The organism is Amycolatopsis echigonensis (genome assembly GCF_002846615.1).
In the GTDB taxonomy this organism is placed as follows: domain Bacteria; phylum Actinomycetota; class Actinomycetes; order Mycobacteriales; family Pseudonocardiaceae; genus Amycolatopsis; species Amycolatopsis echigonensis.
On the sequence record NZ_PJMY01000003.1, the window covers coordinates 4,696,075 to 4,709,100 of the forward strand.

A 13,026-nucleotide genomic window follows, 5' to 3' on the forward strand; every position below is an offset into this window, starting at 1 on the left:
GACGGCAGGTTTTTCGCTCGTGGATCTGTATGCCTCGCTGTCCCTGGCGATCGCCGCCGGGGTCATTTCGTTCACTTCGCCGTGCGCGCTGCCGCTGCTGCCGGGCTACGTGTCCTACGTCTCCGGGCTCGGCCGCGCCCCGGAGGGGAACCCGACGGCGATGCGCGCCAAGCCGCGGGTGGGCCTGGCGTCCGCGTTGTTCATCGCAGGGTTCACGATCGTGTTCGTCGCGCTCGGCGTCACGGCGTCGGCGTTCGGGCTGCTTTTGGCGCAGCATCGGCAAATTCTGACGATTGCGGGCGGTGTGCTCGTCATCGGCATGGGGCTGGCGTCGCTCGGAGTCGTCCGGATTCCGTTGCTGCAGCGGGAAGCCCGGTTCGACCTGCACCGCGTGCGCAGCGGCCCCGCGGGCGCGGTGGTGCTCGGCGCGGCGTTCGGGCTCGGCTGGACGCCGTGTGTCGGGCCGGTGCTGGCCTCGATCCTCGCGACCGCCGCCAGCAGTGCCACCCTGGGCACCGGCGCGCTGCTGCTGGCGGCCTACTCGCTCGGGCTGGGCGTGCCGTTCGTGTTGGTCGCGATCGGCGTCGCGCGGGGGCAGCGCAGCCTGGCGTGGCTGCGCGCGCACACGCGGAAAGTCGAGATCGCCGGCGGGGTCCTGCTGATCGCGATGGGCGTCGTGATGCTCACCGGAGGCTGGACGCAGCTGATGGGCCGGATGCTGGCGGCGTTCGCCCGGCTGGGCTGGCCTCCGTTGTGATCTCCGGCGGGCACGTATCCGCGGTGCACGCCCGTCGCCGCCACCGCAGCACGACCGCGGCGGCCAATGCGGCCAGCGAGAACGCCGCGAGCAGGGGCTGAACGGGCGCCCAGATGCCGAGCGCGCCGGAGATGCCGAGCAATCCGACCACGATCTTGTTGCACACGGGGCAGCCGACGGCGAACACCGCCGCGGTGACCGAACCGGCCACGCCGGCGCGTCCGCGCGCATCCGCGCTGGGCCGGGGAATCGCGACCCACAATCCGGTGAGGACCGCGGTCAGGACGAGCACCGGGTACTCCCACCACCGCACCGGCGTCATCCGGGTGAACAGCGGGGTGTCGATCACGTCGGTCGGCACCCCGACGGCGAGTGCGCTCACCGCCGCGGCCGCGGCCGCGAGCGTCCAGCGGCGTCCGTTGTCATTCCACATAGGACACCACGGTCATCATTCCGGCCTCGCCGTGGTAGACGTTGTGGCAGTGGGTCAGCCACTGGCCCGGGTTGTCCGCGTCGAAGTCCACCTCGACGGTGCGCCGGGGCAGGACCAGGACGGTGTCCTTGCGCGGGCCGGCCGCTTTCGGCGTGCGTACCTGGAAAGTGTGGCCGTGCAGGTGCATCGGGTGGTACATGTCCGTTTCGTTCACGAACCGCAGGCGTACCCGCTGTCCCTTGCGGACCGGGAGCCCGTCGTTCGGGTTGTACGGTTTCCCGTTGATCGTCCAGTCGTACTTCGCGCCCGGCCCGGCCAGTTTGAGATCGTGGGTGACGTCGGGGGTCTTGTCCTTCAACGAGACCTGGGGTGCTGCGGAGAAATCGGCCACGGTCAGGACTTTCGCGGTCTTCAGCTGCTCGGCGGCCGCGTCGTTCACCGCGGACGCGGTGCTGCCGCCGGCGTGCACCAGCACCTGGGCGTACCCACCCTTGCCCTCGGCGAGAGCAAGGATCGGGACGCCGCTGGAGGGAACGGTGATCACCGCGTCGACCCGTTCGCCCATGCCCAGCAGCACCGTCGCCGCGTTGCCGGGCGCGCTGGCCGGGAAGCCGTCGGTGTGGGTGATCCGCATCGGAACGCCGGGCACGCCGACGCGGAACGCGGTGTCGCCGGCCGCGTTGATCAGCCGGAGCCGGATCCGCTGCCCGGGTTTGGCCTTGACACTGGTCGGCGCGACCGAGCGGGTGCCGTTGGCCAGGAAGTAGGGGTAGGTCACGTCGCCGGCGTCCCCGCCGAGGGTGGCCGACTGCGGCATGCCGCCCATGCCGGACATCGGCGGCATGCCGGAGCCGCTGCCCATTCCTGGCATGTCCGGCATCGAGGACGACTGCCCGCCGCCCATGACCATGCCGTTCTTCTTGAGGTTGGCGAGCACGGCGTCCGGGTCGGTGCCGGTGCCGTCGATCCAGTCGTCGAGGACGACGACCAGCTCCGTGTCGTAGTCGCGGCCGTCCGCCGGGTCCTCGATGACGAGCGGTCCGTACAGGCCCCGGTCGAGCTGGGTGCCGACGTGCGGGTGGAACCAGAACGTGCCGGCCTCCGGCGCGGCGAACTCGTAGGTGAAGTCCTTCCCGGCCGCGATCGCCGGCTGGGTGAGGTCGGGCACGCCGTCCATGTCGTTGCGCAGCGCCAGTCCGTGCCAGTGGATGGTGGTCGGCTGGGGTAGCCGGTTGTTCACCTTCGCGCGCAGCACCTCGCCTCGTTTGAGGCGGATTTCCTGGCCGGGCAGCTGCCCGAAGCTCCAGGTTGCGACCTTGGCCTGCCCGAGGTCGAGTTCGCCTGCCTGTGCGGTCAGCTCGACCTGGCGCACCGGCGCGTTCGCGGCGCGCCGGGCCGCCTCGGCGCGCCCGACCAGCGGCGAGGACGGGCCGATCTTGGCCGGTGCCGCGGCAGATCCGCCGGACGAGCAGGCGGCCAGCCCGAAGGCGGCGGTCGCGCCCGCGCCGAGCACGAGGAAGCCGCGCCGGTTCAGCTGGCGGTTCGGGGCGGTCGGCGAAGGGTCGGCAGGCGTCATGGGGTCCCGATTCCGTTGTCGTTGCGTGGCGAGCGCGTCCGTGAGGGGAACCCTCACGGACTCTGAGTCCCGCGGGGTTCCCTTCACGCCCGCGCCGCGTCCTCCCGGAGCGGGTCCGGGCCTACTAGATTCGATAGTACATATCGGGCGGGTCAGCCGCTTCCGGCGCAGACGACGGTGGGCTCGGGGTTGTAGCGCACGTTGCGGGTGTGCCGGCTGAGCTCCTTGCCGCCGAGGTCGCGGATGACGCGGGTGTCGGAGGCGGTGAAGCCGGGCTTGCCCTGGACCGGTTTGCACGAGGCGTCGGATTTCGTGACGGTGGGCGGGTTCACGAAGTCGTGTTTCGGGCCGGGGACCGATTCGACGTTCACGTGTTTGGTGCCCCACAGCTTGACGGTGATCGAGGAGTTCGTCCAGATCGTCTGGATCGCCACGCCGGTGGCGGAGTCGTTGGCGAACTTCAGGTCGATCACGCTGCTGCCGTCCGGGTTCTGGAACACCGTCGCCTCGCGCGCCGCGGGGTAGCGGCTGATGTAGAAGCTGTGTTCCTTGTGCCCGGCGTCGGTCATGCCGGCGAAGTACGCCGCGTTGTAGGTCGTGGTGGCGAATTGCGAGATGCCGCCGCCGACTTCGCGGGCGGGCACGCCTTCTTCGATCACGCCGGCTTCGACGTAGCCCTGCGGTGTGCCGCGCGGGCCGGTGTAGCCGTTGAGACTGAAGGTTTCGCCGGGCTTGACGATCGCGCCGTTCACCTTCTGGGCGACGACGCGGATGTTCACGCCGGAATCTTGCGCGAACCCGGTGGTCGTGAACTCTCCGATGACTTCCTTGATGCCGAGGCTCTTGACCGCGCCGCTGGTGACCTTCGCCGGTACGTCGGTGTATTTCGCTTGCACCGCCCGGTCTCCCGGGCCGGTGATCGCCTTCAGGAGGCCGGCCAGGGTCTGGTCCCAGTCGATCTGCCGCCCGTCGGTCGACGGCGTGACGACGGGAGAGCCGCTGGAGAAGTCCATCCGGGCGTCCTGGCCCTGCTTCTCGGTGGCTGCCAGTTTGTCGGCGACCGCGCCGAGTTTGTCCTTGTCGAGGCTGGGCACCAGATTTCCGTTGTCGCCGGCCCGGAACCGCAGGGCCGCCGCGATGCGCGCCGGGGTCACGGCGGCGTCGCGGCCGTCGCCTCGCACGGTCGCGGGAGCCGACACCGCGGGTTTGGCGATCTCGTCGACCGCTCGCCGGACTTCGTCGGCCGGGACCTTGGGCTGGAGCGTCCGGATCGGCAGCTTGACGTCCGCGGCGTTCGCCCACTCCGTCACGAGCGCCTGGCGGGCCGCCGTTTCGTCCAGTTCCTGCCCGGCTTCGGGCTGTACGGGCACCGGGGCGACGCCGTCGAAACGCACGTCGCCTTCCGTCATCGGGCGGTCGACGGCCGGGCGGAGGCCGGCGATGACGGCGTTGAGCGCCTGGTCGTCGCCGCTGGACATCACGCGGAATTCGCGGCCCCCGAACAGTGAGCCGAGAAGACCCCACGGGGTCGGGGACTGGGTTCCCGCCTGCGCCACCGTCGCGGCGTAGTCGACCTGGATCTTCGCGGACGCCGGCACGAACCGGGCCGTGCGGTCGCCCGCGCTGACCTGGACGGGCTGGGCAAGGCGCGGTGTCAGCGCCGCGGTCAGCTTGGCCTGGGCCTCTGCCGGGGACAGCCCGCCGACCGCCACGCCGGCGACGGTGGTGCCGCCGGGCACCTCGCCGATCGTCGCGATCGCGCCGATCACGTACGCCACGGCCAGTGCTCCCGCCGCGGCGGCGAGCGCGATGGTCAGCGGGCGCCGCCACCACGGGCGCGCGGCGCCGCTCCCGCCGCCGGGGTCCTGGTCGTCCGGATCCGTCGACGGCCAGCTCGCGTTGTCGGTCGCTGGATGCAAGAAAACCCCCGGGTAGCCGTGGTTTTGCCGCGTGCGGCGGTGCAGGGAGCCCAGGCTACTATCGTCCATAGTTGCCCGGTCGGGCGGGCCAGCGGCGGGGGATCCGGTCCTCACATCGACGCCAGGTCCCCGCGCAGGGCGGCGAGCGCGAGCCCGGCGAGGGGGCCGAGCACGAGGGATCCGGCCGCGGTGACGTACGCGGTCGCGGCCGCCCAGCCGCCGGGAACGGCCGGGTCCGGCTCGTCGCTCCGGCGGACGGCGGGGGTGATCCAGCGCAGGTAGTAGAACAGGCTCGCCACGGTGTTGACGGCTGCGACGACGACCAGCCAGGCGTAGCCGCCGTCGAGCGCCGCGGCGAAGATCGTCAGCTTGCCGGTGAAGACCGCGGTGGGCGGAGTGCCGACCAGCCCGAGCAGGCACACCACCAGGCTGACGGCGAGCCAGGGCTGGTGCCGCAGGAGCCCGCGATACTCGTCGATCGTCCGCCGCCCCGGCAGCGCGCAAACGACCGCGAAGGCGCCGAGGTTGGTGACCGCGTAAGCGCCGAGGTAGAGCAGCATGCTCGGCAGGGCCAGCTCGTTGCGTCCGGCCACGGCGACGGCCATCAGGAGGTAGCCGACCTGGCTGATGGTGGAGTAGCCGAGCAGGCGGCGGACGTCGCGCTGGAAGAACGCGGCGAGGTTGCCAAGCGTCATGGTGGCGGCGGCGACGATGGCGATCAGCAGGGCCCAGTCGAGGTGCGAGCCGGTCATCGCGGCGGCCAGGCGGTACGCCGCGACGACGCCGCCGATTTTGGGGACGGTGGTGAGGAACGCGGCGGCGGGCGGGCGGGTGCCTTCGGTGACATCGGGGATCCAGAAGTGCGCCGGGACCGCGCCCATCTTGAACAGCAGCCCGGCGAGCACGCCGACGAAGCCGACGGCGACGGCGGCCGCCGGGGCAGTGCCGAGCGCCTTCTGCAAGTCGGCGTAGGCGCTAGAGCCGCCGACTCCGAACAAGACGGTGGCTCCGGCCAGCATGATGATCCCGAGCAGCGCGCCGAGCAGGTAGAACTTGAGCGCTCCCTCGGTGCCGGCGTCGTCTTTGGCGAACCCGGCGACCGCGTACAGCGGGATGCTCGCGAGCAGGTACGCGGCGACCAGGAGCAACAGATCGTTCGCGCCGGTGAGGACGATCGTGCCCAGCGCCGCGAGCAGGATCAGGACGTACCACTCGCTCTCGCGCGGCGCGGACCGGAACTCTCGCGCGCTCACGCCGAGGGTGAGCAGCACGGCGACCAGGACGATGACGCGTCCGGCGTTGGTGCCGACGTCGATCGCGTAGCTGCCGCCGAAGACCGTGCGGACCGGATCGCCCCAAACCGCCACGGTCGCGGCCAGCCCGGCCGCGCAGGCGAGCGCGGCGAGGAGGCGGACCGGCCATTGCCGCCGGCGCGGCAGGTAGGAGCCCAGCAACAGCCCCGCGACCGAGGCGACCGCGAGGATGATCTCCGGCAGCAGCGCGAGCGGGTCTTCGTTCATCGTCTCCACGGCGCGGTCACCGGGCCAGGAGGTTCAGGACCGACCGCGACGCGGGTTCGATCAGGTCGAGCAGGAACCGCGGGAAGACCCCGATCACGACGGCGAGCACCAGCAGCGGCGCGATCGAGACGCCCTCGGCGACGGTGAGGTCCGCGGCCGGCGTGCCGGGCTTGCCGAGGAACACTTTCTGGAACGCGCGCAGGAACAGCGCGGCGGTCACCAGGATGCCGAGGAACGCCAGCACGGTCGCGACCGGGGCGGCGCCGAGGGAACCGGTGAAGATCTGGAACTCCGCGATGAAGCCGGAGAAACCCGGCAGTCCCAGGGAAGCGAAGGCGGCCGCGGCAGTCAGGCCCGCGAACCGGGGTGCGCTCGCGGCCAGCCCGCCGAACCGGTCGAGGTCGTAGGTGCCGCCGCGTTCGTAGAGGACTCCGGCGAGGAGGAACAGCGCGCCGGTGATCAGGCCGTGGCTCACCATCTGCGTGACCGCGCCGGTCACGGCCAGCTCGCGGGCTTCGCTCGCCGAGCCCGCGGCCATCCCGGCCGCGCCGATCGCCAGGATGATGTATCCCATGTGGTTGACCGAGGTGTAGGCGATCATCCGCTTGAAGTCCCGCTGGCCCAGCGCGACCAACGCTCCATAAAGGACACTCACCACCCCGGCCACGACGAACACGACCGCGTAGCGGCGCCACGTGCCGGGCAGGATCGGCATGGCGATCCGGATGAAGCCGTAGGTCCCCATCTTCAGCAGCACCCCGGCCAGGATCGCCGAACCGGCGGCAGGCGCTTCGGTGTGCGCGGGCGGAAGCCAGGTGTGGAACGGCACGGTCGGGGTCTTGATCGCGAACCCGACGCCGAGCGCCAGCAGCACCAGGCCCGCGGCCCAGCCGCCGCCGGCCAGCGGGTTCTGGCGGGTCAGTTCGACGATGTCGAAGGTGTGCGGCGCGGCCGTGACATAGAGCGCGATGAAACCGACGAGCAGCGCGAGCGACCCGAGGAAGGTGTAGAGGAAGAACTTGAGCGCGGCCCGCGCGGCGTCGCGATGGCCCCAGCCGGCGATCACGAAGTACATGCCCACAATGGACAGATCGAAGAAAACGAAGAACAGGATCAGGTCGAGCGCCACGAACAGCCCGAGGCTCACCGTCTCCAGGAACAGGAACAACGCGGCGAACGACCGTACTTGCTTCTCTTGCCGCAGCGAATAAATCGCGCAGGCGAGGAAAAGCCCGGCGGTCAAGACCACGAGCGGCAGGCTGAGGCCGTCCACCCCGAGGTGGTAGCCCGAGCTGATGCTGGGAATCCACCGCAGGTTCACTTCGTAGGCATAGCCGTCGCCGGCGGGACGAGCCGCCCACAGGACAATCGTCAGCAGGAAATCGGCCGCCGCGACGGCGAGCCACCACCAGCGCACGAACCGGTCGCCGGCGCGCGGGATCGCGAACGGGACCACCGCGGCCGCCAAGGGCAGGAACACCACGACGCTGAGCACGCGTCACCTCACGTTCGTCACAGGAAGATCACCAGAATGGCCAGGACGCCCAGAGCGATCGCGGCTTGGGCGTAGTAGTGGTGCAGCTGCCCGGTCTGCGGCCGGCGCGCGAGCCGCCCGAGCGCTTGCGCGCCGCCGGACACGCCGCGGACGACGGCCTCGATCGACACCTCGACGCGCAGATCGGCCAGCCGGGCCAGCGCCGCGCCGGTCGCCGCGGCCGCGCGCACGCCGCCGTCCACGACCCGGTCGTCGAAGCGGGCGAGACTACGCGCCAGCCAGTCGGCCGGCACGACGAAAGCCCGGTGCGCCAAGCGTTCCAGCCGCAACCAGTCGGCCAGCGCTCCGTTCTCGGGCAGCGTTCGGGCACGGGTCCAGGCCGCGGCCCCCGCGACACCGGCGACGGCGATGACGCCGGACGCGGCCAGCTGCGCCCAGCCCGGTTCGACGGGCTCCGCGGCGCCGAGGAGTTCGGCGAACCGCCGCGACAGGCCGGGCACACCGCCGATCCCGAGCAGCGCGGCGGCGGCCGCGAGGACGGGCAACGGCGCGAGCAGCAGCGCGGGCAGGCGATCGCCCGGCGCGGTGCCGGCGGGAGCCCAGAGGATGGTCAGGATCCGTCCGACGTAGGCGCCGCTGACCAGTGCGGCGGCAAGGCCGGCGACGTACAGCGCCGGGGAGTGCGCGAGCGCGGACGCGAGCACCGCGTCCTTGGTCACCCAGATCGACAGCGGCGGCACCCCGGCCAGCGTCAGCGCGCCGATGCTGAAAACCGCGCCCAGCAACGGATACCGCCGTGCCGCGCCGCGCAGCCGATGCAGATCCTTCGTCCCCAGCCCGAAGAGCCAGGCCCCGGCGCCGAGGAACAGCAGGCTCTTCGTCGCCGCGTGCGCGACCAGCTGGCCGGTCCCGGCTGCCTGGCCCCCGGCTCCGGCGGCGAGCACCATGAACCCGATCTGCGAACACGTCGAGGCCGCCAGCACCTGCTTGAGGTCCCGTTGCACCACCGCCACCACGCCGAGGACGAGCGCCGTCACCACCCCGGCCCAGGCCGCCGTGTCCGCGGCCCAGCCCGTCGCCCCCAGCAACGGCTCGACCCGGATCAGCAGGTACGCCCCGGCGGCGACCATCGTGGCCGAGTGCAGCAGTGCCGAGACCGGGCTCGGGCCGTCCATCGCGCGGGAAAGCCAGAAGCTGAACGGCAGCTGCGCGGACTTCCCCAGCGCGGCCAGCACCAGTCCGGCCGCGACGGCGTCGCGCCAGCCGCCCGCCGCGCCGGGAAGCCCGGCGAGGGCGAGCCCCGGGACCCCGCCCGCCAGCGCCGCCCCTGCCGCGAGATACAGGCCGAGATCGCCCGACCTCGTGGCGAGGAACGCGATCGCCCCGGATTCCACCCGGCGGTTCTCCTGCCACCAGAAGCCGATCAGGGCGTACGAACAGGCCCCCATGACCTCCCAGGCCATCAACAGGACGACGAGGTCGCGCGCGGTGACGGTGACCAGCATGGCCCCGGCGAACACCAGCATCAGCCCGTGAAAACGCGCCCGTGATTCCTCGGCGCCGAACTCGCCGGCCGCGAACACCAGCACCGCCGCCAGAACCGCGGCGACAGTGATCACCATGACCGCGGACAGCCCGTCCACCGCCAGCCCGATCGGCAGGTTCGCGAGCAGCGGAACGGTCACGGCGGGCCGGGCGACCGCGGCGGCGACCGCCAGCGCGAGCGTCGCCACGGCGATGCCCATGCCGACCGCGGGCGCGATCCGGTCGCCGCTGCGGCGCGAAAGCAGCAGCACCGCACCGGCGACGAGGGGAAGACCGATCAACAGCCACAGCGTCATCGGATCAGCCCTTGAGGTCGGCGGCGGAGTCGGTCAGGTCGACGTCACGACGCCGGAAGATCGCCGTGACGACGGCGAAGCCGACCGCCATGTCCACCGCCATCAGCGTCACCGCGACGAGCACGACGACCTGGCCGTCGGGCCGATCGGGGGAGACGAAGTACCAGAAGGCGGCTCCGGCGACGATCACCGCGTTCGCCATCAGCTCCAGGCCCATCATGATCATCACGATGGACTGCTGCGACAACGCGCCGTACAGGCCGACGCTGAACAACGCCGCGGCCAGCAAGAGAAAAGCCTGCAGGGTCACCGGTTCAGCCCTCCCCGCACCGGATCGTCCGGACGTTTCGCGTCCAGACGGTCGCCGTAGCGGTCGTACCGGCCGCGGTGGGTCGCCAGGACGACGGTGGCGACCATCGTGGCGAACAGGCACAGCCCGAGCACCATCATGACGAGCATCTTCGACCCCATCAGCGCCTCGCCCAGCGCCCGTGTCGGGTCGGCCGGGCGCGGCCGGGCGGATGCCGGCCACGGAACCAGGAAAATCCCGGCGGCCAGCGCGGCGAACACCGCGCCGGAGATCGCGAGCGAGCCCTTCTGGTTGTGCACCATCGTCATCGGCATCAACCCGGCCGGGTTCATCATGTACATGATCATGAAGACGACCATCACGACCATCTCCATGATCATCATCAGCACGACCAGGATCCCGAGGTAGGCCAGGTTCAGCAGCAGGAGCGTGCCCGCCGCGAAGACGAACGACGCCAGCAGAGCGAAGGTCGCCCGCGCCATCGAGTCGACCCGGAACACCGCGACTCCCGTCGCGACCGCCGCGACGGCGCAGGCCCAGAACGCGACTTGTGTCCACATGCGACTGCTCCCTTCCTCAGCGAACGAGCACAACGACAGCGACGACCAGCGCCTGCACCAGCGTCACCGGGATCAGCACGACCCAGGCGATCTCCTGGTAGCGCTCCATCCGCACGGTCGGCAGCCGGCGTTTCAGCCACACCAGCACGGCCAGCACCGCGAGGGTCTTGACCACCGACCACAACCACGGCGGCAGCAGCGGCCCGGCGCCGCCGCCGAGGAACAGCGGCACCGCGAACGCCGCCCCGGACACCAGCAGCAGCCAGCGTCCGCCGAGGAACACCAGACGGTCCACTCCGGACAGTTCGGCCGCCGCTCCGCCGGACGCGTCGGAGCCGACCGGGTGATCGAACGGGCCCCAGAACGCCATCGCCGGAACCGACAGCAGGTACCCGGCGAATGCGGCGGGCATCCACACCGCGAACCACAGTGAACTCTGCGCGGCCACCACATCCGGCACCCGCAGCGAACCCGCGCCCAGCGCCGCGGTGATCAACGCGAACATGTGCGGCAGCTCGTAGGCCAGCCCCTGCGCGATGAACCGGTAGCTCCCGACCAGGCCGTACGCCGAGTTGGCGCCCCAGCCGACCAGCCAGACGGCCGCCCAGGCCACCACCTCCATGGCGTTGAACCAGACGATGCCGATCGAGAAGTCCGCGACCGGCCGCTGGCCGAATGGGGTGACCAGCGACGCGAGCACGGCGGCGGCCAGGAGCGCGACCGCTCCGCTCTGTCCTAAGAGGACATCTGCGGCCAGTGTGCGCCGCCGCTGCTGCACCAGGAATCCGGCGAGGTCGCGCAGCGGGAGGGTCAGCGCCTGTCGTGCCGGTGCTCCCGCGGTCCGGGCGGTGAGCACGGCGTCCGTCGACGCGGTCGCCGCGGCGAGGGCCGCCAGCACGAGCGGCAGGAGCAATCCTGCCCACCAGGGCAGTTCGTCACGCATGGGTCACCCGCGTCCGCTCGAGATCGGGATCGAGCCCGGCGACGATCAACCGCGCCGCCGCGAGTTCGGCACCGGCGAGCAGATCGGGCAGCAGAGCGAGAATTTCGTCCGGGTCCTCGACGGTGGCCGGTGCGGTGCCGGTCGCCTCGTCGAGCCAGCGGTACAGGCGATCGGCGGTGTCGCCGGCCAGCGCTCCGCGGTCGAGCCGCCCCAGCCCGGACAACGACCAGCGCAGCGTCCTCGACCGCCGGACGCGGCGGGCCCACCGGGCCAGCTGGCCGCCGACGTCGCGTCCGGCGAGCAGATCGTCGCGCAACCGGCAGGCGGCGACGGCGGCGTCCTCCCAGCCCGCGACGGACAGCAGCCGCGCGCAGCTGTCGAGCCGTCGCGCGGCGATCCGGGTGCTTTCGAGCGGGAGCGTGTCCCAGAACGGCTCCATGCCGTGCGGGTGGCCGCGCACCGCTTCGACTTCGGCCTCTTGGATCACGTCGCCTTGCAGCGTTGTCCGCACCAGCAGCCCGGCCGGCCACGCGGGCAGCACCGGGCCGAGCGGCACGGTGAGCCGGTCGAGTTTCAGGCCGTCGCGGTCGTCGGCGCGGTCCGCCATCGGGATGCCGCCGGGCATGGACATCCCGCCCATGTCGTGTCCGTGGTGCCCGCTGTGCCCCATGTCGTGGGACTGGTGCTCGCTGTGGCCCATGTCGTGGCCTTGGTGCCCGCCATCGTCCGAGTCGTGGGCTTGGTGGCCGTGCTTGCTCATGTCGTGCCCGCCGTGCCCCATGCCGGGCTCAGCGTCGCCGCCGTGGTGCATCTCGTGGCCGTGCATTCCGTGGTTGTCGGCCGGAGGATGCTGACTGCGGGCTGCTTCGTGGCGGTCCAGGTCGGCATCCGGCGGCAGCACCCCGGAGCGGAGCTGCTGTTCCGCCTCGGTCAGCTTGGCGTCCGCCTCGGCGGGATCGGCGATGTCGGCTCGGGACCGGGGTTCCGGGACGACGCGCCACACGGCTTCGAGGAACGGCTCCATCGCCGGATCCTGCGGTCCGGCGACGATCAGCAGGTTCGCTTCGGCCGGGTTCAGCGCGGGACGCCAGCCGCGCCGGCGGACCCGCTGTTCCGCGGCGAGCCGGGCGGCAGTTCCCCCGACCGTGCTGACGAGCAGCGGCCGCACCGAAATCCGTTGGAGCAGCCAGGCGGTCAGGTCCATCGGAACACGCCTTCCCGCCGCGCGTACCAGACTCCGGCGAAGAGCACGGCGAGGAACGCGAACATCTCCACGACCGCCGTGGTCCCGACTTCCTTGACGACCAGCGTCCACGGGTACATGAAGACCATCTCCATGTCGAAGGCGAGGAACACCATGGTGATCGGGTACCAGCGGACGTGGAAACGGGACACCGCGTGCTCGGCCGGGGAACCGCCGGAGAGGAACGGCAGGACGTCCCGTGCGGTCGGCGCGAGCCGGACCAGCCGCGCGAAGGCGTAGCCGCCGGCGGCCAGCAGGACAACCGCGGCAAGGGCCGCGAGCGCACCCAGCACTCCGCCTCCTCGGTCTGCATCGGTCTACTACGGAGCTTAGAGGGCCGGACCGGGACCGGCAGTTCGACGCTCCTATACGGGTACGGGGTAATGCTATAGGGGCGCTCGCGGGCTGTCGATCTGGGATCGGCTTCGG

Annotated in this window: 12 protein-coding genes; 1 reads left to right on the forward strand and 11 read right to left on the reverse strand. The window is 71.5% G+C overall.

Annotation, left to right across the window (positions count from 1 at the left end):
* Positions 1-19 precede the first annotated feature (19 nt).
* Positions 20-757 carry a cytochrome c biogenesis CcdA family protein gene (locus ATK30_RS27420; RefSeq protein WP_037359821.1) on the forward strand — a complete coding sequence of 246 codons (738 nt, stop codon included), beginning with the start codon at positions 20-22 and terminating at the stop codon, positions 755-757.
* Here the strand turns inward: ATK30_RS27420 and ATK30_RS27425 are convergent.
* The 11 genes from ATK30_RS27425 to ATK30_RS27475 form a co-directional block, all read right to left on the reverse strand.
* On the reverse strand, positions 684-1,190 hold the full coding sequence (locus tag ATK30_RS27425) for a hypothetical protein (protein ID WP_051165928.1): 507 nt from the start codon (positions 1,188-1,190) through the stop codon (positions 684-686). The two genes, ATK30_RS27420 and ATK30_RS27425, sit on opposite strands and share 74 nt — an antisense overlap.
* Positions 1,180-2,766, reverse strand: coding sequence for a multicopper oxidase family protein (locus tag ATK30_RS27430; RefSeq protein ID WP_051165929.1), 1,587 nt, complete (start codon positions 2,764-2,766; stop codon positions 1,180-1,182). Before ATK30_RS27430 ends, ATK30_RS27425 begins: the two co-directional genes overlap by 11 nt.
* Positions 2,767-2,918: 152 nt before the next feature.
* Positions 2,919-4,754 carry a VanW family protein gene (locus ATK30_RS27435; protein WP_081655053.1) on the reverse strand — a complete coding sequence of 612 codons (1,836 nt, stop codon included), beginning with the start codon at positions 4,752-4,754 and terminating at the stop codon, positions 2,919-2,921.
* Positions 4,755-4,795: 41 nt separating this feature from the next.
* Positions 4,796-6,205, reverse strand: a complete 1,410-nt coding sequence (locus ATK30_RS27440) for an NADH-quinone oxidoreductase subunit N (RefSeq protein WP_037359823.1) — start codon at positions 6,203-6,205, stop codon at positions 4,796-4,798.
* Between the two features lie 16 nt (positions 6,206-6,221).
* A complete protein-coding gene (locus tag ATK30_RS27445) occupies positions 6,222-7,700 on the reverse strand; it encodes a complex I subunit 4 family protein (protein WP_101437991.1) in 1,479 nt (492 codons plus the stop codon).
* 17 nt (positions 7,701-7,717) lie between these two features.
* Positions 7,718-9,541 (reverse strand): NADH-quinone oxidoreductase subunit 5 family protein, encoded by a 1,824-nt coding sequence (locus ATK30_RS27450; protein ID WP_101437992.1) that lies wholly within the window; start codon positions 9,539-9,541, stop codon positions 7,718-7,720.
* Between the two features lie 4 nt (positions 9,542-9,545).
* Entirely contained in the window at positions 9,546-9,851 is a 306-nt protein-coding gene (gene nuoK / locus ATK30_RS27455; protein ID WP_101437993.1) for an NADH-quinone oxidoreductase subunit NuoK, read from the reverse strand.
* Positions 9,848-10,411, reverse strand: a complete 564-nt coding sequence (locus ATK30_RS27460; protein WP_101437994.1) for an NADH-quinone oxidoreductase subunit J — start codon at positions 10,409-10,411, stop codon at positions 9,848-9,850. Before ATK30_RS27460 ends, nuoK begins: the two co-directional genes overlap by 4 nt.
* Positions 10,412-10,427: 16 nt before the next feature.
* Complete coding sequence (locus ATK30_RS27465; protein ID WP_101437995.1) at positions 10,428-11,354, reverse strand: complex I subunit 1 family protein; 927 nt, start codon at positions 11,352-11,354, stop codon at positions 10,428-10,430.
* On the reverse strand, positions 11,347-12,558 hold the full coding sequence (locus ATK30_RS27470) for a hypothetical protein (protein ID WP_101437996.1): 1,212 nt from the start codon (positions 12,556-12,558) through the stop codon (positions 11,347-11,349). Before ATK30_RS27470 ends, ATK30_RS27465 begins: the two co-directional genes overlap by 8 nt.
* Positions 12,549-12,890, reverse strand: a complete 342-nt coding sequence (locus ATK30_RS27475) for an NADH-quinone oxidoreductase subunit A (protein ID WP_037359835.1) — start codon at positions 12,888-12,890, stop codon at positions 12,549-12,551. The genes ATK30_RS27470 and ATK30_RS27475 overlap by 10 nt, the downstream gene beginning before the upstream one ends.
* Between the last annotated feature and the right edge of the window lie 136 nt (positions 12,891-13,026).

What these genes read in the sequence shown, in the direction of transcription:
- ATK30_RS27425 (WP_051165928.1), bottom strand. Translation starts at nt 1,190, where the DNA reads ATGTGGAATGACAACGGACGCCGCTGGACGCTCGCGGCCGCGGCCGCG.
- ATK30_RS27430 (WP_051165929.1), bottom strand. Translation starts at nt 2,766, where the DNA reads ATGACGCCTGCCGACCCTTCGCCGACCGCCCCGAACCGCCAGCTGAAC.
- ATK30_RS27435 (WP_081655053.1), bottom strand. Translation starts at nt 4,754, where the DNA reads ATGGACGATAGTAGCCTGGGCTCCCTGCACCGCCGCACGCGGCAAAAC.
- ATK30_RS27440 (WP_037359823.1), bottom strand. Translation starts at nt 6,205, where the DNA reads ATGAACGAAGACCCGCTCGCGCTGCTGCCGGAGATCATCCTCGCGGTC.
- ATK30_RS27450 (WP_101437992.1), bottom strand. Translation starts at nt 9,541, where the DNA reads ATGACGCTGTGGCTGTTGATCGGTCTTCCCCTCGTCGCCGGTGCGGTG.
- ATK30_RS27460 (WP_101437994.1), bottom strand. Translation starts at nt 10,411, where the DNA reads ATGTGGACACAAGTCGCGTTCTGGGCCTGCGCCGTCGCGGCGGTCGCG.
- ATK30_RS27465 (WP_101437995.1), bottom strand. Translation starts at nt 11,354, where the DNA reads ATGCGTGACGAACTGCCCTGGTGGGCAGGATTGCTCCTGCCGCTCGTG.
- ATK30_RS27470 (WP_101437996.1), bottom strand. Translation starts at nt 12,558, where the DNA reads ATGGACCTGACCGCCTGGCTGCTCCAACGGATTTCGGTGCGGCCGCTG.